Source organism: Collinsella aerofaciens (genome assembly GCF_028209395.1).
Classification (GTDB): Bacteria; Actinomycetota; Coriobacteriia; order Coriobacteriales; family Coriobacteriaceae; genus Collinsella; species Collinsella aerofaciens_AZ.
In genome coordinates, this window is record NZ_JAQLDQ010000025.1 from 1 (window position 1) to 26,324 (window position 26,324).

Annotated in this window: 23 protein-coding genes and 1 tRNA gene; 7 read left to right on the top strand and 17 right to left on the bottom strand. The window is 59.6% G+C overall.

All coding sequences use genetic code 11. From position 1 onward, the window contains the following. Positions 1-330: 330 nt before the first annotated feature. From rplT to recJ, 9 genes are all read right to left on the bottom strand, one after another. Entirely contained in the window at positions 331-690 is a 360-nt protein-coding gene (rplT, locus tag PMW67_RS08365; RefSeq protein ID WP_022094123.1) for a 50S ribosomal protein L20, read from the bottom strand. Positions 691-736: 46 nt separating this feature from the next. Beyond that, a complete protein-coding gene (gene rpmI, locus PMW67_RS08370) occupies positions 737-928 on the bottom strand; it encodes a 50S ribosomal protein L35 (RefSeq protein WP_006234422.1) in 192 nt (63 codons plus the stop codon). Between the two features lie 32 nt (positions 929-960). Continuing rightward, positions 961-1,530, bottom strand: coding sequence for a translation initiation factor IF-3 (gene infC, locus PMW67_RS08375; RefSeq protein ID WP_089573296.1), 570 nt, complete (start codon positions 1,528-1,530; stop codon positions 961-963). 431 nt (positions 1,531-1,961) lie between these two features. Beyond that, a tRNA-Leu gene (locus PMW67_RS08380) sits at positions 1,962-2,048 on the bottom strand. Between the two features lie 39 nt (positions 2,049-2,087). Then, positions 2,088-3,521 carry a transglutaminase-like domain-containing protein gene (locus PMW67_RS08385; protein ID WP_271739464.1) on the bottom strand — a complete coding sequence of 478 codons (1,434 nt, stop codon included), beginning with the start codon at positions 3,519-3,521 and terminating at the stop codon, positions 2,088-2,090. Between the two features lie 352 nt (positions 3,522-3,873). Next, complete coding sequence (gene fba / locus PMW67_RS08390; RefSeq protein ID WP_035137086.1) at positions 3,874-4,740, bottom strand: class II fructose-1,6-bisphosphate aldolase; 867 nt, start codon at positions 4,738-4,740, stop codon at positions 3,874-3,876. 194 nt (positions 4,741-4,934) lie between these two features. Beyond that, the gene (locus PMW67_RS08395) at positions 4,935-5,618 is read right to left on the bottom strand and encodes an MBL fold metallo-hydrolase (protein WP_117774296.1); all 684 of its coding nucleotides are present in this window, start codon (positions 5,616-5,618) and stop codon (positions 4,935-4,937) included. Between the two features lie 84 nt (positions 5,619-5,702). Next, on the bottom strand, positions 5,703-8,063 hold the full coding sequence (locus tag PMW67_RS08400) for a RelA/SpoT family protein (protein ID WP_271739466.1): 2,361 nt from the start codon (positions 8,061-8,063) through the stop codon (positions 5,703-5,705). Positions 8,064-8,078: 15 nt separating this feature from the next. Continuing rightward, positions 8,079-11,366, bottom strand: coding sequence for a single-stranded-DNA-specific exonuclease RecJ (gene recJ / locus PMW67_RS08405; RefSeq protein WP_117774294.1), 3,288 nt, complete (start codon positions 11,364-11,366; stop codon positions 8,079-8,081). Positions 11,367-11,642: 276 nt separating this feature from the next. Between recJ and PMW67_RS08410 the strand changes: the two genes are divergently transcribed. Further along, entirely contained in the window at positions 11,643-12,641 is a 999-nt protein-coding gene (locus tag PMW67_RS08410) for a bile acid:sodium symporter family protein (RefSeq protein WP_117774293.1), read from the top strand. Between the two features lie 30 nt (positions 12,642-12,671). Here the strand turns inward: PMW67_RS08410 and PMW67_RS08415 are convergent, their stop codons facing one another. Together PMW67_RS08415 and PMW67_RS08420 are read right to left on the bottom strand one after the other, a co-directional pair. Further along, a complete protein-coding gene (locus PMW67_RS08415) occupies positions 12,672-13,469 on the bottom strand; it encodes a DUF4931 domain-containing protein (protein ID WP_271739468.1) in 798 nt (265 codons plus the stop codon). A 3-nt stretch (positions 13,470-13,472) separates the two neighbouring features. Continuing rightward, positions 13,473-14,150, bottom strand: coding sequence for a copper homeostasis protein CutC (locus PMW67_RS08420; RefSeq protein WP_117774291.1), 678 nt, complete (start codon positions 14,148-14,150; stop codon positions 13,473-13,475). A 284-nt stretch (positions 14,151-14,434) separates the two neighbouring features. Between PMW67_RS08420 and PMW67_RS08425 the strand changes: the two genes are divergently transcribed. Genes PMW67_RS08425 through PMW67_RS08435 form a run of 3 tightly spaced genes read left to right on the top strand, consistent with a single transcriptional unit; the run spans position 14,435 to position 15,652 of the window. After that, on the top strand, positions 14,435-14,755 hold the full coding sequence (locus PMW67_RS08425) for a PadR family transcriptional regulator (protein WP_187362357.1): 321 nt from the start codon (positions 14,435-14,437) through the stop codon (positions 14,753-14,755). Then, positions 14,742-15,374 (top strand): DUF1700 domain-containing protein, encoded by a 633-nt coding sequence (locus PMW67_RS08430; RefSeq protein ID WP_117655177.1) that lies wholly within the window; start codon positions 14,742-14,744, stop codon positions 15,372-15,374. Before PMW67_RS08425 ends, PMW67_RS08430 begins: the two co-directional genes overlap by 14 nt. Positions 15,375-15,388: 14 nt before the next feature. Next, positions 15,389-15,652 carry a hypothetical protein gene (locus tag PMW67_RS08435; RefSeq protein WP_117734502.1) on the top strand — a complete coding sequence of 88 codons (264 nt, stop codon included), beginning with the start codon at positions 15,389-15,391 and terminating at the stop codon, positions 15,650-15,652. A 308-nt stretch (positions 15,653-15,960) separates the two neighbouring features. Here PMW67_RS08435 and PMW67_RS08440 read toward each other — a convergent pair whose 3' ends face one another. The 6 genes from PMW67_RS08440 to PMW67_RS08465 form a co-directional block, all read right to left on the bottom strand. Further along, positions 15,961-16,674: an ABC transporter ATP-binding protein gene (locus PMW67_RS08440; RefSeq protein ID WP_197032240.1), complete on the bottom strand. Its 714-nt coding sequence runs from the start codon at positions 16,672-16,674 to the stop codon at positions 15,961-15,963. Beyond that, positions 16,675-17,535, bottom strand: a complete 861-nt coding sequence (locus PMW67_RS08445) for an ABC transporter ATP-binding protein (protein WP_089573307.1) — start codon at positions 17,533-17,535, stop codon at positions 16,675-16,677. It abuts the gene before it with no gap. Beyond that, positions 17,525-18,604 (bottom strand): branched-chain amino acid ABC transporter permease, encoded by a 1,080-nt coding sequence (locus PMW67_RS08450; protein ID WP_271739472.1) that lies wholly within the window; start codon positions 18,602-18,604, stop codon positions 17,525-17,527. The genes PMW67_RS08445 and PMW67_RS08450 overlap by 11 nt, the downstream gene beginning before the upstream one ends. 9 nt (positions 18,605-18,613) lie before the next feature. Then, on the bottom strand, positions 18,614-19,495 hold the full coding sequence (locus PMW67_RS08455; protein WP_117582912.1) for a branched-chain amino acid ABC transporter permease: 882 nt from the start codon (positions 19,493-19,495) through the stop codon (positions 18,614-18,616). Between the two features lie 139 nt (positions 19,496-19,634). Next, the gene (locus PMW67_RS08460; RefSeq protein ID WP_117855262.1) at positions 19,635-20,822 is read right to left on the bottom strand and encodes an ABC transporter substrate-binding protein; all 1,188 of its coding nucleotides are present in this window, start codon (positions 20,820-20,822) and stop codon (positions 19,635-19,637) included. A 270-nt stretch (positions 20,823-21,092) separates the two neighbouring features. Beyond that, positions 21,093-22,259 (bottom strand): ABC transporter substrate-binding protein, encoded by a 1,167-nt coding sequence (locus PMW67_RS08465; protein ID WP_089573311.1) that lies wholly within the window; start codon positions 22,257-22,259, stop codon positions 21,093-21,095. A 252-nt stretch (positions 22,260-22,511) separates the two neighbouring features. On the opposite strand from PMW67_RS08465, the gene PMW67_RS08470 reads away from it, so the two are divergent. The 3 genes from PMW67_RS08470 to PMW67_RS08480 all read left to right on the top strand — a co-directional run bounded on the left by PMW67_RS08470 (position 22,512) and on the right by PMW67_RS08480 (position 26,154). After that, complete coding sequence (locus PMW67_RS08470; protein WP_271739470.1) at positions 22,512-23,855, top strand: homoserine dehydrogenase; 1,344 nt, start codon at positions 22,512-22,514, stop codon at positions 23,853-23,855. 214 nt (positions 23,856-24,069) lie between these two features. Further along, complete coding sequence (locus tag PMW67_RS08475) at positions 24,070-24,819, top strand: SDR family NAD(P)-dependent oxidoreductase (protein ID WP_117645711.1); 750 nt, start codon at positions 24,070-24,072, stop codon at positions 24,817-24,819. A gap of 402 nt (positions 24,820-25,221) precedes the next feature. Further along, positions 25,222-26,154, top strand: a complete 933-nt coding sequence (locus PMW67_RS08480; RefSeq protein ID WP_117774287.1) for an FHA domain-containing protein — start codon at positions 25,222-25,224, stop codon at positions 26,152-26,154. The last annotated feature ends 170 nt before the right edge of the window (positions 26,155-26,324 follow it).

The window sequence follows — 26,324 nt, forward strand, 5'->3', positions numbered from 1 at the left end:
CCGGTTCTCAAGGTGCACGCCTGGCGGCTGATCCGGTCCGACCGGGCCGCGCGGCAAGGAGATATATTGCCAGACCGCGAAGCCCTGTGGGTCGTCAATTCCACTCTTCACAAGTCCTACACAACATATCGCTTTCTATAGCTAATAGAAAGACTGGTGCGGATCTTCCGCACGTATCAGATGATGACCCTTTGGTTTAGAAATATATAGAGATCGGTCACCTGTAAGTGTCTATCTACCCGCGCTTTTAGCAATGTAAACCGCGCTTCAGATAAAAAGAGGGAGCGCCGCGCACAACGCGACACTCCCCTAGCGATTCAAGAGAATCTATTAGGCCTCGAGAGCCTTCTTGGCAATGGCAGCCAGCTCGTTGAAGGACTCGATGTCCTCGTAAGCCATCTGAGCCAGGACCTTGCGGTCGAGCTCGATGCCGGCAACCTTCAGGCCGTGCATGAACTGAGAGTAAGAGATGTCGTTCAGGCGAGCAGCAGCGTTGATACGGGTGATCCAGAGAGAACGGATCTCGCGCTTCTTGTTGCGGCGATCACGATACTGATACTGCAGGGAGTGCTGGACCTGCTCTTTAGCATGCTTGTAAGTACGCGAAGCGGCACCGTAGTAACCCTTCGCACGGTGCATAACGGTACGGCGCTTCTTCTTGGCGGCAACAGCGCGCTTAATACGTGCCATGTTCTATCAACTCCTAGACGGTAAAACGAAAAACGGGAACGCGAACTTAGGCGAGACGCGACTTGATGACCTTGCGGTCGGCAGCGGCGATCTCGGTCTCCTGACGGAAGCCACGCTTACGCTTGGTGGACTTCTTGCTCAGGATGTGGCTCTTGAAAGCCTTGGCGCGCATAAGCTTGCCGGTACCAGTCTTGCGGAAACGCTTCTTGGTGCCGCTGTGGGACTTCATCTTAGGCATGAAATACTCCTTAATCGGTTACAGAACACTAGTTACTTGCTATCGCTTGCCGCTTTATCCTCATCGAAGGCGCCCTTAATCGGGGCGAGCAGCATAAGCATGTTACGGCCTTCCATCTTAGGCTTGGACTCGACCGTAGCGTAAGGCTTGAGATCCTCGGCGAGACGCTCGAGAACGTTAAGGCCCTGCTCCGGGTGAGCCATCTCACGGCCGCGGAACATGATGGTGATCTTAACGCGTGCGCCCTTCTTGAGGAAACGCAGAACGTGGCCCTTCTTGGTCTCGTAGTCGCCAACGTCGATCTTGGGTCGGAACTTCATTTCCTTGACCTCGACCTTGGACTGGTTCTTACGAGCAGCCTTGGCCTTCATGGCCTGCTGGTACTTGAACTTACCGTAGTCCATGACCTTGCAGACCGGCGGCTCCGCGTTGGGAGCGATCTCGACCAGGTCGAGACCCTGATCGTCGGCGACGCGCTGGGCATCGCGGATGGCGAACAGGCCGAGCTGAGAGCCATCGACGCCAATCAAACGACACGAAGATGCAGTGATCTCGTCGTTGATGCGGGTGTCATCAGACTTAGCTATTTTCCCTACCTCCATTCATAAAAAAATAACCCGGCGCTTCTCAGCAACCAGGTCGTACACATAGACTTCCTCGATTTGAGGAAGGGAATCTAAGTTGTATGACCAGTCAGCTGCTCATTGGCGCCAAAAGGTGGGAACCCTCAGGTTCCTCTTTAGGGCATTGCGGGAACAACGCCTTGCGAATAATAACACGTACAGCGCGTTATCACATTACGTACACGAAAAAGGGACCTTGACCCCCTTGAACGCTCGCTTGCATGTATGGTGCTCGAGGCGAGACTCGAAGGGCCTTCGCTTCGCGAAGCCCCGGGCTTCGGGCGCGTGGCGCCCTCGCCACGCTCCGCTACAAACAGGCCACAGGCCTGTTTGCTTAACGCTTCGCGCGCTCACGCGAGTTCGGCACGAAAAAGGGGGCCGCAACCCCCTTGAACGCTCACTTGCATGTATGGTGCCCGAGGCGAGACTCGAACTCGCACGTTGTTGCCAACGGTGGATTTTGAGTCCACTGCGTCTGCCAATTCCGCCACTCGGGCACGCAATGCGTGAGTTAGTTTATCACAGCTTTCTACCGATTAGTCCGAAAATGGAACTTCGAGCATTTCGATGAGTTCGACCGTGCGGAGCATCTCGCGCCGACGGCATCCGCGACCGTCGACCGAAGCCTCACCCATCTGGTTATCGTAAGGGTCCTCGCGCATGCCGTCGAAAGAGGGCTCAAACTCTGCCTGGAATCGATTGTTGGCCACCATACGCCACGGGTCGAGATTGCCAAAGTAGTGACGGCGGCGCCACTCCTCCCCCATCCTGCGAGCAGAAGATCCAAATGACACGTCGGCGTTGAGCCATCCGGTCTGCGGCGTATAGAACTCTGCCCAGTCGTGCGACCCCACCGAATCGGGCGCAACATACAGGCCGCTCTGCCAACGGGCAGGCACGCCCGCGATACGGCACATGGTGATAAACGTGAGCGCCATAACGCCGCAATCGCCGCGGAGCGAATGCGCGCAGTCATCGGCAATAGATCCCAAAAGCAAGTACGGCGGCTGATAGCGATAGTCGATGTACTGCGTCAGGTAATCATAGATAGCACGGGCGCGATCGAGCGGATCCTCGAGCCCGTCAATGACACGGGCTGTCAGCTGCTGTAGATACGGCGTGAATGCAATGTGCGGACGGTCCTCGGAGGTGTCCACGGGCAGTGGCGTGTCCATGCAAGGATGCACCGGAAGCGCACCCCCATAGACATCACGATAAGCGGCATCAATTTGATAGCGATAGGTCACCGAGAATGAGCGCTCACTCGAAGAAGACCACGAGGCGGTACGCGCCGAAGCATTCGCGGGGGCAACAGCACCCTCCGGCGTCATATCGAGAACCTCGATATGAGACTGTTGACGACAGGCGGCGGCAACGGGTAGCCACGCGCGAACGGTCTCCCCTTCCAGAGCGCCGGGGACAGACACGGACGCTTTAAGCGTAATGACGCGAGCCAATCCGTTTTGTGACTCCATCTCCTTGAGCATCTCGTTGCGCAGTGCTATTCCGTCCGTAGAATCGGGCCGCATGCCGGGAACCTCTTTGGGATATACGCGAAGCGAATCGAGGAAGTTGTCGAGAACGAACAGTTCGCCATCGATAAAGCGCCAGTCAATACGCTTACGATTAATCAGGTCATCAAACTGCTCTTCGGTAAACTCAGGCCACTCCTCGCGAATCATCGCAATGGCCCGATCACGCGACACCGAAAAATGAAGCGGCGTCTCGAGCATGCGATACCGCTCTGCACGAACACAAGCAGCCAGCGAAGGCTCAGGGTTCTGCTCCAAAAGGCGATCGCAGGCAGCAACAGCCTGCGTCAAATACCCGGCATCCTTAAGACGAAGAATCTCGGGCGGTAGCCCAATATCGAGATGGCGAAAATCATCACTGCAAACATCAACAGAGCAGCCAACAGGACCCCCGTCAATAACCTTCCCATCCGAAGGCAGCACATCAATAACAGCCATACCAAACTCCAAGTCATTAGAACGCTTGAAGCACATTGTAGCGAGATAAAAAAGAAAGCCCCAATAAAGGAGCTCTCAACACCGATAGACGATACCTCTAAAAATGAATTCAGACTTGTAACCCTGCGGCGTTAAACGAAGGAAGCCCCGTCCCCCGGAACTGTTTCCTTGGCGCGACTTCTGGCAAAGCCAGGAACTTTTTTATACAGCCCAGTAACCCTGCAGCGAGTTAACAAAGGAGGCCCCGTTTCCCCGGAGCTGATTCCGTCGCGCGACTTCTGGCGAAGCCAGGTGAGCGCGAGGGAACCAGCGTAGGGAAACGGGGCCTCCGGCGGGAACGTTAAACCGCTACTTACGCCTTGTTGACGGAGCCAAACTCCTCCATGAGCTCCTTGGTGCGGGCAACGATGTTGTCGCGACCAGGCTTGAGGAGCTTGCGGGGGTCAAAGCCCTTGCCCTGCTGATCCTTGCCAGCCTCGATGTACTCGCGGACGCCCTTGGCGAAGACGAGCTGCAGGTCGGTGTTGACGTTGATCTTGGAGATGCCCAGGGAGATGGCCTTCTTGATCTGATCCTCGGGGATGCCGGTGCCACCGTGCAGGACGAGGGGCAGGTCGCCGGTCTGGGCCTTGATCTCGCCCAGACGCTCGAAGGAAAGGCCAGCCCAGTCGGCGGGGTACACGCCGTGGATGTTGCCGATACCGCAGGCGAGGAAGTCGACGCCCAGGTCAGCGATCTGCTTGCACTCAGCAGGATCAGCGAGCTCGCCGCTGGAGGTCACGCCGTCCTCGGTGCCGCCGATGCCGCCGACCTCGGCCTCGATGGACATGCCCTTGGAGTGGGCAAGCTCAACGAGCTCCTTGGTGCGGTCGAGGTTAAGCTGGAAGGTCTCCTCGTGAGAGCCGTCATACATGATGGACGTGAAGCCGGCCTCGATGCACTTGAAGCAGTCCTCGTAAGAACCGTGATCGAGGTGAAGGGCGACGGGAACGGTAACGCCCGTGGCCTCGACGGCAGCCTTGACCATGTCGGCGCAGACCTTGAAACCGCCCATCCACTTAGCGGCACCAGCGGTGCACTGAAGGATCAGCGGAGACTTGGCCTCCTCGGCGGCCTGGAGAATAGCCAGGGTCCACTCGAGGTTGTTGGTGTTGAAGGCACCGAGACCGTACTTGCCGGCCTCGGCCTTCTTGAGCATGTCTGCTGCGTTGACGAGCATAAAAGAAACCTCCTGTAAGGTTGCTCCGATAACGCCTGAGATTTTACCACGGCGCACCCGAGCATAAACGTTCGTTTGTTCACGAATATCGTCCAAACAGACTTTTTTGACCGTTTGCCCTACGGAATCGACCCGTTGGGGAAAAATAGCTTGACGTCTGGACGCTTCTCGTGCTTCAAAAGCCGACCATTAAGCTACATCTGCATGAAAGGGTTCTGTATGAGCTCGCGTGCCATGGTGGTCGAATCGCCATGGCCGGTTAGGCAAACGGTATCGGGCGGAAGAAGCCGGGCGAGCTTGGAGAGCGAGCGCAGAATAGCCGCCCCATCTCCTCCAGAAAGATCGGTGCGGCCGTGCCCACCCGGAAACAGGGTGTCGCCCACAAAGGCAATGTTCCCCTGCTCGGTGGCAGCAAACAAGACGATCCCGCCCGGCGTATGCCCCGGCGTCTCGATCACCTGCAGGCAGATATCGCCCACCTCGATAGCATCGCCCTCGGCGAGCAGGCGCGTCGGCTCCCCGGGGTCGGGCGTCTCAATGCCCCACATAGCTCGCTGCTCCTCGATGTTCGCATGCGGCACCGTCACATCCTTAGCACACAGCTCATACTGGCAGCCCTCGCCAACGGTGGTTCGCACGCCGGCAACACCACCAACATGATCGGCATGGCCATGAGTGCATACGGCGCCAAGCACGCGTACGCCGGGATGCTCGGCTCGAATATGCTCCACCAAACGCTCGCCTTCCCATGCGGGATCGATAATCACGCACTCATTGTCCGAAATAACAGCATAGCTATTGGTCTGAATGGGACCGTTTACGAGCGTCTCGATCTCGACCGATCCCTTGGGAGTTAAATCCAAGGACACAGCACTCATGCCCCTCTCCTCTCTATAGAACTCGAGGCATCAAACGATGCCTCGAGTGTAGCGAATATCGATAATGTGGCACGTTCGTCGCGACTAAACGCGGCGCTTAAGCTGGGCTCCACCCTCGCCGGGCATCAAGCGACGCGCGTCGTAGACCGAGTCAACGCTGCTGATAGAGGCAAGCAACGGATCCAGGCCGCTCGCGTCCGAGATCTCGACCATAAAGCGCAGGGTTGCAATACCCTCGCGGTTGGTCGACGTGGCGGCAGAAAGGATATTGCCGCCCGCATCGCCAATAGCAATGGTGACATCCTTGAGCAGGCCCATGCGGTCCAGGCACTCCACCACGATCTCGACCTGGAAGAGGGTGTCGGCAGCGCCGTCCCACTCCACGTCGATCATGCGCTCGGGATGTTCCATAAGGCCTTTGACGTTGGGACAGTTGGCGCGATGCACCGAGACGCCGCGACCGCGCGTGATGAAGCCGACGATGTCGTCGCCCGTCACGGGGTTGCAGCAATGGGCCAGACGGACCAGCAGGCCGCTGTTGCTCTCGCCCTTGACGATAATGCCGTTGCTGGCGCTCTTGCCGCGCTTTTGCGGCTTGCGGTTGGAGCCGCGGGCAGGCTGCTTGACGACCTCGGCAATGGCTTCGGCCTTGGTGAGCTGTTCCTCGGGTTTGGGGTCCAAGATTTGCTCGACCTTATTGCCAACGGCACGTGGGGCGACTTTGCCCGCACCAACGGCGGCAAACAGGTCCTCGAGCTGCTTATAGTTAAACTGCTCCGCCACGGCGTTGAGCGCACGCGTGGATCGTGGCGTAGAGATGCCATATCCGCGCTTGCGCAGGTCCTTAGCCAGTATATCGCGGCCGGCGGCAGCGTCGTCGTCCTTGGTCGCGGCGGCGAAGTAACGGCGGATCTTTGACTTGGCGGAAGGTGTCTTAACGATCTTGAGCCAATCACGCGACGGCTTGGAACTCTTGTTGGTCAGAATCTCGACACGGTCGCCCGTCTTGATCTCGTGCGCGAGCGGGGCCACCGCACCGTTGATCTTAGCGCCGACGCAGTGGTTGCCCACCTCGGTGTGAACGGCATAGGCAAAGTCGAGCGGCGTGGAGCCGGCACGAAGCGCCATGACCTCGCCCTTGGGCGTAAAGACGAAGATCTCCTGATCGAACAGATCGACCTTCAGCGAATGCAGGTATTCCTTGGCGTCGGTGATCTCATCAGACGCAGCCCAATCGAGCGAATGTTTGAGCCAGTTAATCTGGTCGTCCAAGCGCTGGGCATCATTGGTCTTAGACGCAGACGATCCGCCCGACTTCTTATAGAGCCAGTGAGCGGCAATACCGTACTCGGCCTGCTCGTGCATCTCGTAGGTACGAATCTGAATCTCGAGCGGGCGGGCCGTGGGGCCGATAACCGTCGTGTGGAGCGACTGGTAGTTATTGACCTTGGGCATGGCGATATAGTCTTTAAAGCGACCAGGCATGGGGTGCCACAGCGTATGCACCGCGCCGAGCGTAGAGTAGCAATCACGTACCGAATGCGTGATGACGCGCAGTGCCACCAGGTCGTAGATCTCGGAAAATTCCTTGCCCTTGCGCTTCATCTTTTGGTAGATGGACCAATAGTGCTTGGAACGGCCGTTGATCTGGAAGTCCTCCAGGCCAATGCGGTTGAGCTCGTCGGTGAGCGTCTTGATGGTCTCGGCCAGATAGCGTTCACGGACCTCGCGCGACTCCGCCACCATGCGCGCGATGCGTTGGTAGGCGTCGGGCTCAAGATAGAAGAAGGACAGGTCCTCGAGCTCCCATTTAATGGAGCTCATGCCCAGACGGTCGGCCAGGGGCGCATACACGTCCATGGTCTCGCGGGCCTTAAACAGGCGACGGTCCTCACGCAGGGCCGCAAGGGTGCGCATGTTGTGCAGACGGTCGGCAAGCTTAACGATGATGACGCGGATGTCCTTGGACATGGCGAGGAACATCTTTCGCAGCGTGAGCGCCTGTTTCTCGTCCATGCTGTCGACTTCGATGTTGGTGAGCTTGGTCACGCCATCGACGAGCTCGGCCACCGTATCGCCAAACAGGCCGGAAACATCGGCAAGCGAGGTCTCGGTATCCTCGACGGTATCGTGCAGCAGCGCGGCGCACACCACATCGCAGTCCATCTTGAGATCGGCCAAAATGATGGCCACCTCGACGGGATGGTTGATGTACATCTCACCCGAGCGGCGCTTTTGGTTGCAGTGCTTCTCGGCAGCAAAGCAATAGGCCTGCTCCACCTTAGAAAAGTCGTCCTCATTCATATATTTGAGGCACAGGCGCTCCAGCTTGTCGTAGCTGTCCGCCATAATCTCGGGCGGCAGCTCATCGGCATGCTTATAGTGCTCCATCTCCGAGAACGGCTGGAGGGCGGAATCATGGGCGGTACGGGCTGCGGCATCCATCGAGGTCCCCTTCCCCTAGGCCCGCGGTACGATCGGGCGGTTAACTTTGGCTAGCATATCAGAAGCGCACGAATCGAGCGCCCAACTCCGGAAAGCCGAGAACTCCATGCGCGAACGCAAGCCCTCCAAATAGCGAATTGACCTGCTCAATTGCACACGGCCGGGGTTTTCGGCCATCGCGATGCGACGGGTGTCGTCAAACCCCGAAACGCGACAGAAGCCAAGCTCTTCGAAGATTCCCAGGCCACTTTCCACCGAGCGCTCGTCGACCGGCGTGCGAGCATCGATGGCAAGGCACATCTGCGCGATGTCGATATCGCTCGCGCTAAAGGAATCGTCCCCGGTCTTGCCGCGGTTGGAGCGCCACATGGTTTGCAGCGCGCGATAGAGCGTGACGAGCTCGTCGCGCTCAGGCGCATAGCAGTCGAGTAGGCGCTCGTTAATGCGGGCGTCGCGCGACGAATAGAGCAGGTGAATCACGGCGGGCTGTCCATCGCGACCGGCGCGGCCACTCATCTGGTTAAACTCAATCGCGCCAAACGGCATGTGATAGAGCACGACATGGCGAATATCGGGAAGGTTGACGCCCTCGCCAAAGGCAGAGGTCGAGACGATGCAGCTGAGGCATCCGTCACGAAACGCCTCCTCTACGCGATGGCGGTCGGTGCGCGTAAGGCCCGCGTTGTAAAAGGCGATATGCGACGCGTAGTCGGGAACGCGTTTGCGTAGCGTCTTGGCAAGCGCCACGGACTGATCACGCGAGTTGACGTAGATGACGGTCTTCTCCCCCGTCGCGACGATGGACACCAGGCGGTTTTCGCGGCTCGCAAGATCGCGGTCGTCCTCGAGCCGCAAGTTCTCGCGCACGGTCTCGTCGACCACCGTACGGGCAATCGACAGCACGCGGGCAAGCTCCGCCACGACCGGAGCCGTCGCGGTGGCCGTCGCCGCCATAACGACCGGATCGCCCAGGGCCTTGAGGATATCGGGCATGTCGAGGTATGCGCTTCGGTCGCCGCCCTTGGCAAGACCGGCATGGTGCGCCTCATCGATAACGACAAAGCCGATGCGGCCCGAACGCGCGAAGCGATCACGGTGGATAGATAGGAACTCGGGCGTCGTGAGCACGATACCGGTGCGGCCCGAAGCCAGGCCGGCAAACACGTCATCGCGCGTTGCTTCCACGGTCTCGCCGGTCAACACGCCCACGCCAATCCCGAGTGCAGCCATCGTCGATGAAAGATGATAGGCCTGGTCGGCAACGAGCGCGCGCAGCGGATAGACAAAGATGCTCGCACGCCCTCGAAGGACCGCCTCGCGCGCGGCGTGCACATGGAAGATGAGCGACTTACCACGTCCCGTCCCCATAACGGCCAAAACGCTCTGGTGGTCGGCGAGCGCGTCGAGTGCCTCGACCTGCGCGCGATGTGGCTGGTTCGAGCCGATAAAGCTATGGATAAGCGAGCGCGTGAGCTCGGTATAAGAAAGCTGGGCGAGCGTCTCGCGTTTACGCGACTCCAGGCGCAGGCCAGAATCCGCCGGCTGCACGCCGCGGCGAAGCTCGCATGCCGGATCGTCGATATTGGACGCCGCGGTATCGCGCACCAAGACATCTTTGATCATGAGCTTGGGCTTCACGCGTCCCTGCCAATGCTCGGCCACGGCCTCGAACACCAAGTCGACGGCGCTGTCGCAATTGATGAGCCTATCGATCTGCGGCACGCGGAACATGATGGCCGGCACACTCGCGGCGCCATCGGTCGCCACAAAGCGCATGTGCTCGCCGGTTTTGCCCACCACGGCGCGATCGCACATCGTCACGCCCTCGGCAGCCAGAAGCGGCACCTTATTGCCCTGGCCAAACGGCTCAAGACGAGAAATCTGCTCGATAGTCTCGATATTTAGCTCGGAGAGGTCAACGGTGGCGGCAACCTCGTCAGTGTCCTCAAAGTCATCGGCGGGAAGCTCCGATAGCACGGCCGAAAGGCGACGGCGGAACTCATCGAGCTTGGATGCCTCGATGGTTACACCCACCGCACCGGCATGCCCGCCGCGGCGAATCAGCAGATCGGAGCAACGCTCGACGGCATCGAACAGGTTGACCTTGCCCACCGAGCGACCCGATCCGCGTGCAACGCCGTCCTCGATCGAGAAGAGCAGCGCCGGCACGTGATAGCGATTGGTCAGGCGGCTCGCCACGATGCCCTTGACGCCCTCGTGCCAGCCCTCGCCGCCCACGACGATTGCGCGCCCGCCGTCATAAGTCTCCTCGACCTTCGCCATGGCATCGCGCGTAAGCTCGGCCTCGATCTCGCGGCGCTGACGGTTGATTTCCTCGAGCTCGGCTGCCAGTGCACTTGCCTCGATAGGATCGCGGGCAAGCAGCAGGTCGAGCGCCAGCTTGGGATCAGCCATGCGGCCGGCAGCATTCAGACGAGGGATGAGCGAAAACGACAGGCCGTCGGCCGTAATGGTAGAAAGGTCGGCCTTGGCAAGTGCGGCAAGCGCGATATAGCCGGGACGGGCCGTCACGCGCATCTGCTGGATGCCCTCGGCGACCAGTGCGCGATTCTCGGGCGTGAGCGGCATCATGTCGGACACGGTGCCCAGCGCCGCGACCTCGATCAGCGAACGCCAATACGACGGCTTGCCCAAACGCTCGCCCAGGACCTGCACCAGCTTGAGCGCCACGCCGGCACCGGCAAGCTCGCGCGAGGGGCCCTCGTCCTCGAGCTTGGGGTCGGTCAGGGGCACGCCCTGCGGCACCTGGTCGGACGGCTCGTGATGGTCCGTGACCACCAAATCGATCCCCAGGCTCTCCAGATAGGAGACCTCCTCCTTGGCGGCAATGCCGTTATCGACGGTCACGATCAGGTTGGGTTGGGCGAGCTCGTTGACGCGGTCGAGCGCCGCACGCGACAGGCCGTAGCCCTCGTCAAAGCGATGCGGAATAAACGGCGTGACGTTGGCGCCAAACGAACGTAGCGCCTCGGTCAACAGACAAGTCGACGTAATGCCGTCGACGTCAAAATCGCCAAAGACGGCGATGCGCTCGTGGCTGCGAATAGCACGCTCAACGCGGTCAGCGACGACCGCCATGCCCGGAATAACGAGCGGGTCCGCCCAGTCGCGATCGAGCGAAGGCGTCAAAAACAGCTGGCCTTCCTCGATGGATGTAATGCCGTGCGCAACCATAATGCGCGCCACCAGCCCGGGTATGCCCAGGCCAGCCGAAAGCTCCTTTTCGAGCTCGGGGTTTTGCCGAGCGACCGCCCAGCGATGCGTCGTCTTAAGCGATGACATAGGCGCCCACCCCCGATAGGGGCAGGTCGCCGCGATACCTCTCACGGTTCATAGCGATGAGTCCTCTGTGTATGCCCGCTTCGGCAGGCAGATCTGTTGAACGGATTTATTATACCGTGCGGCACGGACGCAGAACCTCGCGGCACGCCGCGGTTTCGGTAAACGATGCCGGTAATAGCCTCGAAATATTCAAGCGTTTCTGACACACGGACGCATGCGAGCGTCTAGCATATCCATTCAAAACGGATTCACGAGCAAAGGGAGTCACAAGAGCATATGAAGCAATGGGTTGGACTGGGTAAGTTTCTCGCGGGGTACATGCAGGTCATCGTTCCGATTTGCGTTACGCTCGGCGTGCTCTTTCCCCAGCAGATCGGCGTGCTCAAGCCAATCGTTCCCGCCCTGTTTGCCTTTATGACGTTCCAAGGTGCGCTCAGCAACACTTTCCATCAGGTTACTGAGGTGTTCCGCCGTCCGCTGCATCTGATTGCGGCATTGCTCGTCTCGGCGGCGCTCATCCCCCTTGCAGCCTATGCCGCAGGATCGTTGTTCTTTGGTTCCAACCCAAACCTTGTCTGCGGCATCGTGCTCGAGTACAGCGTACCCGTGGCAGTCACCGCCTTTATGTGGATCAGCATGTTCGGCGGCAACGGCCCGCTCGCGCTCACCATCATCCTGACGTCCTCGGTCATCTCGCCCGTCACGATTCCGCTCACGCTTAAGCTCCTGCTGGGTGCCACCGTTGCAATCGATGTTCCGGGCATGATGCAGAACATGGCCTTTATGATCGCCATCCCCGCCGTGCTCGGCATCGTGATCAACGAGTTCACGCGCGGATGGGGACACGAGAAACTCTCCCCCGCGCTTTCGCCCGCCTGTAAGTTCATGATGATGGGTGTCATCGCCTCCAACTCCACCGCCATGAGCGAGTACGTGCTGCACATGAATGCGGTGCGCCTGGAAGTCGCCCTCTTTATTTTGACCTTCGCCATCAGCGGCTTTGTCGTCGGCATTCTGGTCGCCCGCGCGCTGCATCTGCCATATAGCGAGACGACTACCATGTGCTTTACCTGCGGCATGCGTAACATCTCTTCGGGCGCCGTCATCGCCACGCAGTACTTTCCAGGCGAAGTCGTGTTTCCCGTCATGTGCGGAACGCTGTTTCAGCAGGTGCTGGCCTCGATTATCGGGCACCTCTTTGAGCGCCTAACCGGCGAGGAGCGCGCCAAACAGCGCAAGCGGGTCAAGGCTGGGCGCGACGCGATGGCACGCTAGGCAGCACACTTTTCGAAGGCGCTCGCCTTGCTATACGAGCGTTTCCAGATGCGCGCGTAGGCGCTCAGCATCGATATCGAGCGTGGTCTCGGCATTAACCTGGGCCAGACGATAGCCCACGAAGTAGGGCGATACCACCCAACGTGGCAACGCCTTGGCAATGGTCCGGCCGTCCATGTGGTAGAAGAACAAGTTGTACGACTCCGCGCGACCGCCGTGGTGTTCGTGCAGGATATAGCGCAGGGCCACCTGAATCGCATCGGCAAACAGGTCCGCTTCGGCTTGGTCGCGGGCGTCGTCGCTGGCGGCGATTCCCTGTGGGACTGAAACATTGACCTCAAAGAACCCCATGATCGGTTCGGTTGAGATGTTGACCGAGACTCTCCCCTGTTGCCAGACATTGACGCCTTCGAAATTGGCGGAAGTCAGCGCCGCATAGCCGTCCTCCTGTTCCAAGCCCACAATCTGCATGTGTGGATGGACGAGACTGCCGCCCGAAAGCGGGCCTTTGTTCTTGTACATGAGCACACTGCGGTACTGTTGGGAATCGATCATCTGCTGCCAACAGCCCAGGGCAAACCGCATCACATGATGCAGCTCATTTGGTTCATAGGTCGCCAGGTCGGCGTCGTGATTGGCCGACTCGATCAATACGGTCTGACGGGTGGCCCGCAAGGTCTTGAACTTATTCTCGAGCCAGATGCAGTCACCATCGCGCTGGATGATGTTGGCGAGCCCCTCCGTGTCGCAAAAGGGGCACGCGGTGCCAGGGCGACGATTATCGTCGGGCTTGCCGCTCGCCTGCTGGACGTCAAATACCAGCGCCACGGGTTATACCCCCAGCGGCACGATCTTGGTGCCATGGAGCTCGGAGACGCCTAGCGCCGCCACGACCGCGTCGCGATTTGCCGTAGTGATGCCGCCGCCGGGAAGGATGGTCAAGCGATCGCCCGCATACTCGATTAAACGAGCCAGGTGATCGAAATTATCCTCGATCGACGTACCGGCCGCACCGCCATGTGTGAGGATGCGCGTAACGCCGCAGTCGGCAAGTGTATCAATCGCATCGAGCTGAACCTCGGGCGAGAGCTGGTCAAATGCCATGTGGAAGGTGATGTCAAGGGGCTCGCGCTTGCACTCCTCCGTCGCGCAGCCCGTAGCCATAACGAGGGCGCCGAGGGTGAGCTCGTCGAGCGCCCAGCCGCTGGCACAGGGCTTGCAGCAGCCAAAGACCAGGCCGTCAACGCCGGCACTCACAGCAAGGCCCAGGTCCATCTCCATCATGCGCAGCTCGTCCTGGTTGTAATGAAAGTCGCCACCACGCGGACGAATCATGCACATCACTCGCGCGTCATGCTCGTGAGCGTAACTGACTGTAGCGCTAATAACGCCGGCGGAAGGCGTGGTGCCACCGACGGCAAGGTTGTCACACAGCTCAATGCGCCCCGCACCAGCCTCGATGGCCGCCGGCACTCGCTCAAAGTTCTCGGCGCAAAATTCGTACAGCATAGATAGCCCCCAGAAGACATTTCTATTTCCACACGGCATTGTCGCACGTTAAATAGCAACCCGCACGATGGAACAAAACCTTGACAAGGAGTGTCCCAAAGTGCCGGCACATAAGGAACGTCCCCAGGTGCCACCTTGAGCGATGGGCACTCATTTAAGTACGTCCCCAATGAGTACCCGCAGGGGACAGACAGACCAGACTCCCTATACGACAACTGTTGACATCATATACTATGTGTCATATAGTAGGTGTTACACAGTATACTACGAAAGGAGGTGTGCGGATGGAGGCACAGATGAAGCGCGGCTTCCTCGAGGCCTGCGTGCTCGCGGCCGTCTCGGGCGAGGAATCCTACGGCTATCAGATCGTGAAGGACGTGCCCGCGAGTATGGGACTCACGGAATCCACGCTCTATCCGTTGCTCAAGCGCCTGGAGAAGGCGGGCTGCATCACCGCGCGCTCCGCCGAACACAACGGGCGGCTGCGGAGGTACTACCGCATCACGGACGCCGGGCGCGAGCGTATCGCCGAGTTCCTCGCCGAATGGCCATCCGTGCAGGAGATCTACCGTTACGTGGAGGGGGCGCACCATGACGCGCGATGAGTTCTTGAACCGGCTGGGCGAGCTTCTGGCCTGCCTGCCGGCAGATCAGGTAAAGGAAACGCAGGAGTTCTACGCGGAGGCCATCGCCGACCGTATGGAGGACGGCATGACGGAGGCCGAGGCTGTGGCCGCCATGGGCACGCCCGGTGAGGTCGCCGAGGCAACGCTCGACGAACTGCCCGCCGTGCCGCGCGCGATCGCGAGGACCAAGCGCAAGAGCACGGCACTTCTATGGGCGCTCGCCATCGTGGGCTCTCCGGTATGGATTCCGCTGCTGCTCGCGTTCGTCGCCGTTGCCGCTGCAGTCTACATCTGTATTTGGGTTCTTGCGCTCTGCGTGTGGATCGTGGCCGCGGCATTCGGGGGCGCGGGCCTGGTAGGGCTCCTGTTCGCCGTGGACGGCATCATTATCGGGCATGTTCCGTACGTTTTGGCCTCGATGGGAATGGGATTCGCTTCCATCGGTGTGGCGCTCCTCACGGGAGCAGGCGCCTGGACGGCGTCCAAGCAGATCGCGCGCCTCTCTGCCCTTTGGGCGAAGAAAGCCGTTTCGCCCTTCTGGAAAGATCGAGGCAATAAGAGCCGCATGGGCGCTGAAGCGGCGCCGCTCACGGCATAGGAAGGAGTGCAAACATGTCCAGCGTAAAAAAGATTTACCTTGCCGTAGCGGGTGGGCTTGTTGCCACGGGGCTCGTCCTGGCTGCTATCGGATTTGTGGCCTCCGGCTTTAACCTCGCTGTGTTCAACACGCAGATCGACCTGCGCGATGACACCATCATTCTGGGTGGTGTTGAAATGGACGACCCGACAGGGCTTCCACTCATCGAGCAGCTTGCCGAGGTTGGCGAGATCCATATTGGATCTGCAACGGCTGGTTCGTCTTCTACTCGCAAATGATCGAGCTCGTAGCAGCCATCCCCCTTCGGGCACACCACGACGGGCGTGAGCACGCCGCACTCGGAGCCTTTTGACCTAGTCGTTGGGGACGTTCTTAAACGACTAGTCATTCAAGAACGTCCCCAACGACTACCCCCAACGTCGATGTTTTGGCAACGACAGCGAAAGCCCGCCAGAGCGAGCAAGGTGCCTTGAAACGAGGCGGCATTGACCTTCTGGTCATGCCGCCCTCTTTGAATGACAAGTTGTCGCTCTGGCGCTCGCGCAGCGTCGAGCCGTTACGCGGTTTGGTAAAACCGCGTAACTATCTAGCCGCCCAGGTAGGCTTTGCGGACGTTGTCGTCGTGGAGCAGCTCTTGGCCGCTGCCGGTCATGGTGATCTTGCCGGTCTCGAGCACGTAGCCGCGCGTGGCGATTGAAAGCGCCATCTGGGCGTTCTGCTCGACCAGAAGCACCGTGGTGCCGGCCTTGTGCAGGTCCTCGACAATCTGGAAGATCTGCTCAATCAGAATCGGCGCCAGACCCATGGAAGGCTCATCGAGCATGAGCAGCTTGGGGTTGCTCATAAGGGCGCGCCCCATAACGAGCATCTGCTGCTCGCCGCCCGAAAGGGTGCCGGCGACCTGGCGACGGCGCTCCTTAAGGCGCGGGAACTGCTCGTAGACGCGCTCAAGGCCCGGAGCCACCGTGGACTTGGGCTGCGTGTAGGCGCCCATCTCCAGGTTCTCCTCGACCGTCATCTGCAAAAAGGCGCGACGGCCCTCGGGCACCTGGGCCAGGCCCTTGCCCACCAGTTTATCGGCAGGCGTATGGGTAATGTCCTCGCCCATAAACTTGATGGAGCCGGTCTTGGAACGCAGCAGGCCCGAGACGGTCTTAAGCGTCGTGGACTTGCCGGCGCCGTTCGCGCCGATCAGGGCCACGATCTCGCCCTCGTTGACGTTAAAGGAGATGTCCTTGATGGCGTGGATGGCGCCGTACCAGACGTTGATGTTGTAGACGGAAAGCATCGGCTCTGCCATTTAGTTCTCCCCCTTATCCTGCTTGCCCAGATACGCCTCGATAACAGCGTCGTTATTCTGGATCTCCTCGGCCGTACCCTTGGCGATGACCTTGCCAAAGTTGAGCACGCAGATGCCCTCGCAGATGTTCATGACGAGCGACATGTCATGCTCGATAAGCATGATGGCAATGCCAAAGGTGTCGCGGATCTTGACAATGTTCTCCATGAGCTCCGCGGTCTCGGACGGGTTCATGCCGGCGGCAGGCTCGTCGAGCAGCAGTAGCTTGGGGTTGGTGGCAAGCGCGCGGACAATCTCCAGACGACGCTGAGCGCCGTATGGCAGCGATCCGGCCTGCTCGTTTGCCAGGTGCTCCATATCAAAGATGGACAGCAGCTCCATGGCGCGCTCGTGGGCGGCCTTCTCGTGCTTCCAATACGTCGGCAGGCGCAGCACGCCCTCAAAGCCGGAGTAGCGCTCCTGGTTATGCAGGCCGACCTTAACGTTATCCTCCACCGTCATGGTGTTGAACAGGCGAATGTTCTGGAATGTACGGGCAATACCCATGCGGTTGACCTGATAGACCGACTTGCCCGAGGTGTCCTCGCCGTCGAGCAGGATGGTGCCGTGCGTGGGCTGGTACACCTTGGTGAGCAGGTTGAAGACCGTGGTCTTACCGGCACCGTTAGGGCCGATCAAACCGGCGATCTCGGTCTTACCGATGGTCAGGCTAAAGTCGTCTACTGCCTTAAGGCCGCCAAATTCAATGCCCAAGTGGATGCACTCGAGCGCCGGGCGCTGGCCCAGGTCGCGATCGGGAACGATGGCGCCAGAAGGATACGGGACCATCTTGCCCTTGTTGAACTCAAACTTACTGGGCATCGACTGCCACCTCCTTCTTGGAAGCAAAGCGGTCCTTAATGCGTGCGAAGAACGCCTTGAGCTGCGGGTTGTTGGTAAAGATCATGACCAGGATCAGCACGATGGCGTAGATGAGCATGCGGTAGTCCGAGAACTGACGGAGCAGCTCGGGAAGCACCGTGAGCAACGCCGCCGCGATGACGGAGCCGCGCATATTGCCCAGACCGCCCAGGACCACGAACACCAGGATGAGGATGGACGTGTTGAAGTCGAACTTGGTAGCGGAAAGCTGCGAGAAGTTACCGCCGAAGAGGGCTCCGGCAGCGCCGGCGAGAGCGGCGGAAACCACGAAGGCGATCATGCGGTACTCGGTGACGGAGATGCCCACGGACTCGGCAGCGATCTTGTTGTCGCGCACGGCCATAATGGCACGGCCGGTACGGCTGCGAACCAGGTTGAGTACGATCACGAGCGCAACCATGACCAGGATGGCACCGGCGAGGAAGGTCGAGTACGTCGACACGCCCGAGGCGCCCTGGGCGCCCTTGATGATGGCGGTACCGTCCTCGAGCAGGTGCAGATCGTCGATTGTGGAGTTACCCGTGATGTTAAAGATCACGTGCAGGCCGCGGGAATCGACGCCCACAATGAGAAAGGTGACGATCTCTTTGATAATCTCGCCAAAGGCCAGCGTCACGATAGCCAGGTAATCGCCGCTCAGGCGAAGGACCGGGATGCCGATCAAGAAGCCCAGGATAGCGGCAGCGATGGCGCCGACCACGATGCTGATGATAAGGCGCACCGGATCGGAGGGAACGGCGCTCTCGAGGGCGACCGCGGTGACGATGCCCGTGTAGGCGCCGACGCTCATAAAGCCCGCGTGGCCCAGCGACAAGTCGCCCGCGATGCCGACGACGAGGTTGAGGGAGATGGCCATGACGATATAGGCCGTGATGGGAACCAGCTGACCGGCGATCATGCGCGGAATCATGTGGTTGGACTGCATAAAGAACACGATGGCGAACGCCACAAGGCACATGGCGTACGTAACAAAGTCGTGACGCGTCTGCTTGTCTTTAAGAAACTTCATAACGCTCACCTACACCTTCTCGGGGACGTACTTGCCCAAGAGGCCGGCAGGCTTGACGAGCAGGACGATGATCAAAACACCAAAGACGATGGAGTTGGCAAGGCTCGTGGAAATGTAGGCCTGCGCCATCGCCTCGATGATGCCGATGAGAATGCCACCGACAAAGGCACCGGGGATGGAGCCGATGCCGCCGAAAACGGCAGCGTCGAAGGCCTTGATGCCAGGCATGGCGCCCGTGGTGGGCTGCAGGACCGGCGAGTAGGAGCACAGGAGCACACCGGCGATGGCAGCAAGGGCGGAGCCGATAGCAAACGTCATCGAGATGGTGCGGTTGACGTTGATGCCCATGAGCTGAGCGGCGGCTTTGTCCTCGGACACGGCACGCATTGCCTTGCCCATCTTGGTCTTACCTGTAAAGAACATCAGGCCGGCCATGATAACCAGGCAGGCGACGATGGTGACGAGCGATACGGCGCTTACATTGAACTTGGCCAAGAACTCCGGCACCTGGAAGGTGACGAGCGAAGTGAAGTTCTTGGGCGTGGCGCCCCACAGAAGCTGCGCGGCGTTCTGCAGGAAGTAAGACACGCCGATGGCCGTGATCAAAACGGCCAGCGGGCCCGCCTGACGCAGCGGCTTGTATGCCAGACCCTCGATGAGAACACCGAGAACGGTACAGACCACACAAGAGAGAATTACAGATGCCCAGCCCGGGAGGCCGAGATACGACGTGGCGCAGAACGAGACATAGGCACCGACCATGATAACGTCGCCGTGAGCGAAGTTCAGCATCTTGGCGATGCCATAGACCATGGTGTAGCCCAACGCGATGATGGCGTAGACGCTGCCCATGGACAGGCCGTTGACCAGGTATTGGATAAAGACCGTCATGTTCCACATCCCCCTTTCGAATAGGTTTCCAGTTAATGTATGAAACAGGGACGTTACACTGTCCCTAGATACCAAGCAAGCAGGGAAGGCCAAAACCTCCCCTGCTTGGGATCAAAACCGCTCTATGTAAGGCGGCTTATTAGGCCTGTACGTACTTGCCGTCGGTGATGACGTACGCCGTGGGCTCCTTCTGGACCTGGCCCTTATCGTTCCAGGTGAGCTTGCCGGTCAGACCGTCAACGGTAATCTTGAGCATAGCCTTAGGCAGCTTCTCGGCGACCTCGGTCGGGTCGGCGTCGACACCAAGACCGGCCTCCTCGAGGGCCTCGGCCACCGCGTGCACGCCGTCGTAAGCGTCGGCGGCAAACTGGTCCGGAGTCTCGCCATACTTATCCTTGTAAGCGTTGACGAAGTCGGCGTTCTTCTCGTCGTCGGCGGAGAACGGGGTCATGAGCAGCAGACCCTCGGCAAGAGAGGTGTCGAAGCCCTCAACGCCCAGGATGCCGTCCATGCCGTCGCAGCCCATCATCTTGACGTCGTAGCCCATGTCCTTGGCGTTCTTGAGCAGGACGGACGCCGGCGTGTAGTAGATCGGCGCAAAGATCATGGTAGCGCCGGCCTGCTTGGCCTTGGTGAGCTGGTTGGTAAAGCTCGTGGCGGAGTCGTCCTTAAAGGTCTCCTCGTCAACAATCTCGAGCTTGGATTTAGCGGCCTGAACCTTAAAGGAATCTGCGATGCCCGAAGAATAGGCGTCGCCGGAGTTATAGAACAGTACGAACTTCTCGTCCGCATACTTCTGCGCCAGGAACTTGGCAGCGTTGACGCCCTGGTTGGGATCGGTAAAGCAAACCTGGAAGACGCAATCCTTGCCCTTGGTGACGTCCTCGGAGGACGCGGACGGAGTGATCATGAACGTCTCGGGGTCGTTACCGCACTCGGCGGCAACGGCAACCGACGCACCCGTGGTGGTCGGGCCGACGAGGGCCTGCATGCCCCAGTCGAGCAGGGTGTTAAAGGCGTTGACGGCCTTCTCGCCGTCGGCCTGGTCATCCTCGGCCTTGCTGGCAAGCGGCAGCTCCTTGGTCGAGAAATCCTTGCAGCCAAGCTCGACACCCTGGGTAACGGACTTGCCGTAGGACGCGTTGGCGCCGGTCAGCGGGCCGATGGTGCCGATCTTAAACGAAGCGTCGCCCGAAGCGGAACCGCTGTCGCCGCCGTTGGAGGAGCAGCCAGCTAGAATAGACATCGCCCCCAGACCTGCTGCGCTCGCGATAACGCTCCTGCGATTCATAACAGGGTTCAATGACTTACCGGTGAGGCTCGACATGCGGCTCTCCTCTCAAATCTCGTCGGGTTTCGGTTACCCAACAGGCCATCCTTCGCCGTGTTCGGCGTTCGCAAAATAGTAGACGCTTTAGTTGAGAAAAGTGGCGATTATTTCAACTTTTCTTTTGTTTTGTCCGTTTATCCATAATTATGCGTATTTCTATTGGTTTATGCAGTTTAGCCACTTTATTGTGTGAAAGTAATGTTTCCATTCCGTTACAAGCGTCCCTGCCCTGAATAAAACGGCCTCACCGGTCGCACTTTTGCGCACTTAGGCGGCGATGTACTTGCCGTCCTGGATCACATAGGCTGTGGCGGGCTTCTCGACTTGGCCCTCGTCGTTCCACGTGAGCTCGCCCGTCAGGCCCTCGATCTTGATCTTGCGCATGGCCTTGGCAAGATCGCCGGCAATGTCGGCGCCGTCGGCCGTGATGTCGATGTCTGCCTTATCGATAGCCTCGACAATCGCATGGACGCAGTCATAGGCATCGGCGGCAAACTGGTTAGGCGTCTCGTCGTAGGCGTCCTTATATGCCTTGACGAAGTCGGCGTTCTTCTCATCGTCGGCAGAGAACGGGGTCATGAGCAGCACGCCCTCGGCAAGGGAGGTGTCGAAGCCCTCAACGGAGAGCAGGCCGTCCATGCCGTCGGTACCCATGAGGGTCATGTCGTATCCCATGTCCTTGGCGTTCTTGAGCAAAACGGACGCCGGCGTGTAGTAGATCGGCGCAAAGATGAGCGTGGCGCCGGCCTCCTTGGCCTTGGTGAGCTGGTTGGTAAAGCTCGTGGAGGAGTCGTCCTTAAAGGTCTCGGTATCGACGATATCAAGTTTGGACTCCTTGGCCTGCTCGGCAAAGGCATCGGCAACACCCGAGCTGTACGTATCGCCGGAGTTGTAGAACAGGGCGATCTTGGCGTCTGCATACTTCTCGGCCAAGAACTTCGCGGCGCTGGCACCCATGGTGGGATCGGTGAAGCAAACCTGAAAGACCGTTGTCTTATCCTTGGTCACGTCGAGCGACGAGGCCGAAGGCGTGACCATGAGCATATCGTCGGCGATCTCGCCCGAGACAGCGACGGCGGCACCAGTCGTGACGGGGCCGACGAGCGCCTGCATGCCCCAGTCGCACAGGGTATTGAAGGCGTTGATAGCCTTCTCGCCGTCGGCGACGTCATCCTCGGACTTAAGCGAGAGTTTGAGGTCCTTGGTCGAGAAATCCTTGGCGGCAAGCTTGGCACCCTTCTCGGCCGAAACGCCATAGGTTGCCGCGGCGCCGGTCAGAGGGCCGATGACACCGATCTTGAAGGTCTTGCCGTCATCGGCGGTGCCGCCGTCCGAGCCACCCGACGAGCAACCAGCGAGTGCTGCGGTGCTGCCGAGCGCCGCAGCGCCGGCGAGAAAGTTCCTACGGCTGAGCGTGCTGTTGATGTTGAACATGGTGTCCCCCTTTTTTCGCTGGCCGCGGTGCGGCCGTCTTGCGGTACAGGGCAAACCTTATGGCGCAAACGTTGACAGTTTGTTACGGAAGTCCGTTTGTAGCGAGCGTGTTTCCAATGTTTCCGCAGCGTTTCGGGGGTGCCGTTTTGTGCGGCTCCTGTTGCCTGGCGAGCACGCGCCCCCGGTTCACGCTAGAATGCACTCAACCTTTAAGCGGTTTATCCATCCATAAGATGCACGAAGGAGTTATCTATGAGCGAACCCCTGCGCACCGTGAACGTCGGTCTGATCGGTCTGGGAACCGTCGGCGGCGGCGTGGCCCGTCTGATCAAGAGCCACCACGATGAGTACCTGGCAGCCTACGGCATCGACCTTAAGCTGACCCGCGCCTGCGCGCTTGCTTGGGAGCAGGCCGAGGCGGCAGGCATTGAGCGCGAGGCCTTTACGAGCGACTGGCACGATGTCGTCACCGACCCCGCCGTCGACATCGTCGTCGAGCTGATTGGCGGCGAGCATCCCGCAACCGAGATCTTCACCACTGCCTTCGAGAACGGCAAGCATGTCGTCTCCGCCAACAAGGCCCTGCTGGGCCGCCATGTCGAGACGCTTGCCGAGAAGGCACGTGCGTGCGGCGTGCAGATTAAGTGCGAGGCCAGCTGCGGTGGCGGCATCCCCATTGTCAGCACGCTCGAGCACGACCTGGTGGGTAACAAGATCCTGACCATCGCCGGCATCCTCAACGGCACCACCAACTACATCCTGTCGCGCATGGACGCCGAGGGCGCCGATTACGCTGACGTGCTCGCCGACGCCCAGGCTAAGGGCTATGCCGAGGCCGACCCGTCCGCCGACGTCGACGGCTTCGACGCCGCCAGCAAGACGGCAATCCTCGCTTCCATCGGCTTTGGCACCCGCGTGACCACCGACGATGTCTACCAGCAGGGTATCCGTACCATCGGCGCCGAGGACATCGCCCAGGCCCGCGAGCTCGGCTACACCATCAAGCTGCTGGGCATCACACGCAACACCGACGCCGGCGTCGACGTCCGCGTGCATCCCACGCTGATCCCCGCCGACCACATGCTCGCCAAGGTCAACGGCGCCATGAACGCTGTCTACGTGGTAGGCGACGCCGTGGGCGAGACCATGTTCTACGGTGCCGGCGCAGGCTCCTTCCCCACCGCGAGTGCCGTCGTGGGCGACATCCTGTCGCTCTCCGAGCAGATCAGCCGCGGCGTTGCTCCGCTGCCCGAGATTGAGCCCTATGGTCACAACCTCGCCTTTAAGCCCATGGACGAGCTCCAGACCAAGTACTATGTGCGCCTGAAAGTCGCCGACCGCGTGGGCGCCCTGTCCGAGACGGTCGACATCTTTGCCAAGCACAACATCTCGATCTCGCTCATCAACCAGGTCGAGGACGGCAAATCGGGCGTCAGCGATGCCTGCTCGGTCATCTTCCTAACGCACCGCGCGCTCGAGAAGGACGTCCAGGCTGCCGCCGCCGAGCTTGCCAGCGTCGACTGCGTGGCCGAGGTCGCCAACGTCCTGCGCATCGAGGACGTTGAAGCTTGGACCGAAGGCGTCATGGCGAACTAGCCCAACGCTCGCCTAGCAATACGCGCCTTGAGGGCTCCCGTCCGATGTGGGACGGGAGCCCTTTTGTCACCTGCCCTAAGCACAACGGCAGAGCACATTTGCGCGAGCCGCTCATCGGTAACGCGGGCTACCGTTCACCGATATGCAAACACGGCCGATTCCGGTTACGGCTACGCTGTGTTGCGAATGTCCGCCCGCGATGAGAGGAAGCACCATGTTGCTCGAGGGCAAGAAAGCAATCATCACCGGAGGCACACGCGGTATCGGCTATGCCATCGCCTGCCGTTTTATCGAGGAAGGCGCTGCCGTCACCGTCTTTGGCTCGCGCCAAGAGACTGCCGACACGGCCGTTGAGAAGCTGACAGCCGCCTATCCCGACGCCAAGGTCTGGGGTCGCTCCTGCGATCTCACCTCGCTCGAGGCCGTGACTGAGGCCTTTACGCAGACTGCAGCCGACATGGGCGGCTTGGACACGGTCGTCAACAATGCCGGTATCTCCCAGCGTTCACCCCTCTTGGACTACACGGCCGAGGAGTTCGCAAAGGTCATGGACCTTAACGTCGTCGCCGTCTTTAATGGCCACCAGGCTGCCGCCAAGATCATGACCGAGGCCGGCCACGGCGGCACCATCACTACCACAAGCTCGATGGTCGCCAAGTACGGCCAGCCCTCCGGCGTCGGTTACCCCACGTCCAAGTTTGCCGTCAACGGTATGGTCCAGTCGCTCTCGCGCGAGCTCGCTCCCATGGGCATCCGCGTCAACGCCGTCGCCCCCGGCGTGACTAAGACCGACATGGTCGCCAACCTGCCCGAAGAGGTCATCAAGCCCATCATCGCCACCATTCCGCTGGGTCGCATGGGCGAGCCCGAGGATGTCGCCAACGCCTTTGTTTTCCTGGCGAGCGACATGTCCTCCTACGTCACGGGCGCCGTGCTCCCCGTCGACGGAGCCGCCCGCTCCTAAGGAGCCACAAGCTTTGGCTTCAAGCTTCAACATAGCTCAACCAAAAAGGCGCGCCGTCTGAATCAACTGCAGACAGCGCGCCTTCTCCTGTTATGAAAGGGAAACTATGTCCCAGTATTTCGGATCAGAACGGGGCACGGTTTCCCCCAGGACCTCCTTGCGGAAACTGCATCCCACTCTGAGCGCCCATTCCGGGACACAGCTTCCCGAAGGGCGGCTGAGTCGTGCCATCCTAATCAAAACGCGACCGCATAGCGCCCCTAAGATAACCAGTTCTCATGCTGGAGCAAACGCATCAGGTGGCGTGACCGCTCACCGACATGCAATTTGTTGCACAGTAAAATCGGCTAGTGGCACCCTTATCCTTTATTTAGCGAATAAGTTCAAGGAAGGGAGAATGTCATGCCAAGACGGCAAACACCGCTCGAGGTCATGTTCTCCCTGTTCAAGACTTCATTTACCCTGAGCCATCGCGCATTTGCCGAACTGTTACTATCCGATCTGCCGTTAACAAATGGACAGCCTACCGCCCAAATGGCACAGGACACCAGCTGGCTTTCGCGCACGATTGTGCACTCGCAGCCGGGCTCCCTAGAAGATCGCTACTTTGCCGACTGGTCCTGCGCATCGAATCAAATCCTGCACAAGCTACGGGAAAAAGGGTATTCGAACGCCGACATCTATACCATGATTGCGGCAGCGACTGACACGATGGCTCAAGCGCTCGGTGCCTGTGGGCGTAATGGGCTCCTTTACCGGAACGCCGCCTCGCGCCTCGTCAGCAGCCAGCCAGACAAAGATGACAGGGCTCTTATCTCAATCACGCTCGTTGTTTCGACCGCCTGTTGGTGCGATCCGGCCCGTGCTATCGCGTACATCAGGGACCGCTTTGAATTCGCAGAGAACGTCAGGTCGTTTACCCCCTCAAGTATTTCTTTCTGTCCATGCGATTTAAAACAAACGGGCACCGAACGTGCGATCGGCCTTATCAGGATCGACAACGAACTCGTCGTCGGGGGCCCTTATGTCATTGAGCCTTCTACCATGGGCTCCATCATCGGAGCGCTCGCACTCGAAGACGGCGCTGTCACCGATGTTGGGCTGGATGTCTCCGCCAAGCATCTCCGCATCTTCGCCGAGAACAATGCTTGGTACGCACAAGACCTCGGTTCGACCAACGGCACGCATCTGATTCGAACAGCCGATAACAGCGAACTCGACATCAGCTCCGGCGCACCCGCCCAGCTGTACCCCGGCGACATCCTGCGCCTGGGTCTCAGCACTTCTTTTGCCGTCGTAGCAACGGCGGCTATCTTAGCAAATCCACATCACTAACCATGGAAGCAGGAGGACTATGAGCATCACGGATGTCATCAAATATGAGGGCAATAACCAAACTTTTATCTGGAAACACCCCTCAGAAGACTTTGAACTGCCTCCCATTTCTTGGACATGAGAAATGGGAGGCTTTCTTTATGCGCGTTGATTTGAGAGTGAAGCATGAT

Excerpts from the sequence above, each read along its gene's own strand:
- rplT (WP_022094123.1), bottom strand. The coding sequence starts at position 690 with ATGGCACGTATTAAGCGCGCTGTTGCCGCCAAGAAGAAGCGCCGTACC.
- rpmI (WP_006234422.1), bottom strand. The coding sequence starts at position 928 with ATGCCTAAGATGAAGTCCCACAGCGGCACCAAGAAGCGTTTCCGCAAG.
- infC (WP_089573296.1), bottom strand. The coding sequence starts at position 1,530 with ATGGAGGTAGGGAAAATAGCTAAGTCTGATGACACCCGCATCAACGAC.
- PMW67_RS08385 (WP_271739464.1), bottom strand. The coding sequence starts at position 3,521 with ATGGCTGTTATTGATGTGCTGCCTTCGGATGGGAAGGTTATTGACGGG.
- fba (WP_035137086.1), bottom strand. The coding sequence starts at position 4,740 with ATGCTCGTCAACGCAGCAGACATGCTCAAGAAGGCCGAGGCCGGCAAG.
- PMW67_RS08395 (WP_117774296.1), bottom strand. The coding sequence starts at position 5,618 with ATGAGTGCTGTGTCCTTGGATTTAACTCCCAAGGGATCGGTCGAGATC.
- PMW67_RS08400 (WP_271739466.1), bottom strand. The coding sequence starts at position 8,063 with ATGGATGCCGCAGCCCGTACCGCCCATGATTCCGCCCTCCAGCCGTTC.
- recJ (WP_117774294.1), bottom strand. The coding sequence starts at position 11,366 with ATGTCATCGCTTAAGACGACGCATCGCTGGGCGGTCGCTCGGCAAAAC.
- PMW67_RS08410 (WP_117774293.1), top strand. The coding sequence starts at position 11,643 with ATGAAGCAATGGGTTGGACTGGGTAAGTTTCTCGCGGGGTACATGCAG.
- PMW67_RS08420 (WP_117774291.1), bottom strand. The coding sequence starts at position 14,150 with ATGCTGTACGAATTTTGCGCCGAGAACTTTGAGCGAGTGCCGGCGGCC.
- PMW67_RS08425 (WP_187362357.1), top strand. The coding sequence starts at position 14,435 with ATGGAGGCACAGATGAAGCGCGGCTTCCTCGAGGCCTGCGTGCTCGCG.
- PMW67_RS08430 (WP_117655177.1), top strand. The coding sequence starts at position 14,742 with ATGACGCGCGATGAGTTCTTGAACCGGCTGGGCGAGCTTCTGGCCTGC.
- PMW67_RS08435 (WP_117734502.1), top strand. The coding sequence starts at position 15,389 with ATGTCCAGCGTAAAAAAGATTTACCTTGCCGTAGCGGGTGGGCTTGTT.
- PMW67_RS08440 (WP_197032240.1), bottom strand. The coding sequence starts at position 16,674 with ATGGCAGAGCCGATGCTTTCCGTCTACAACATCAACGTCTGGTACGGC.
- PMW67_RS08445 (WP_089573307.1), bottom strand. The coding sequence starts at position 17,535 with ATGCCCAGTAAGTTTGAGTTCAACAAGGGCAAGATGGTCCCGTATCCT.
- PMW67_RS08450 (WP_271739472.1), bottom strand. The coding sequence starts at position 18,604 with ATGAAGTTTCTTAAAGACAAGCAGACGCGTCACGACTTTGTTACGTAC.
- PMW67_RS08455 (WP_117582912.1), bottom strand. The coding sequence starts at position 19,495 with ATGACGGTCTTTATCCAATACCTGGTCAACGGCCTGTCCATGGGCAGC.
- PMW67_RS08460 (WP_117855262.1), bottom strand. The coding sequence starts at position 20,822 with ATGTCGAGCCTCACCGGTAAGTCATTGAACCCTGTTATGAATCGCAGG.
- PMW67_RS08465 (WP_089573311.1), bottom strand. The coding sequence starts at position 22,259 with ATGTTCAACATCAACAGCACGCTCAGCCGTAGGAACTTTCTCGCCGGC.
- PMW67_RS08470 (WP_271739470.1), top strand. The coding sequence starts at position 22,512 with ATGAGCGAACCCCTGCGCACCGTGAACGTCGGTCTGATCGGTCTGGGA.
- PMW67_RS08475 (WP_117645711.1), top strand. The coding sequence starts at position 24,070 with ATGTTGCTCGAGGGCAAGAAAGCAATCATCACCGGAGGCACACGCGGT.
- PMW67_RS08480 (WP_117774287.1), top strand. The coding sequence starts at position 25,222 with ATGCCAAGACGGCAAACACCGCTCGAGGTCATGTTCTCCCTGTTCAAG.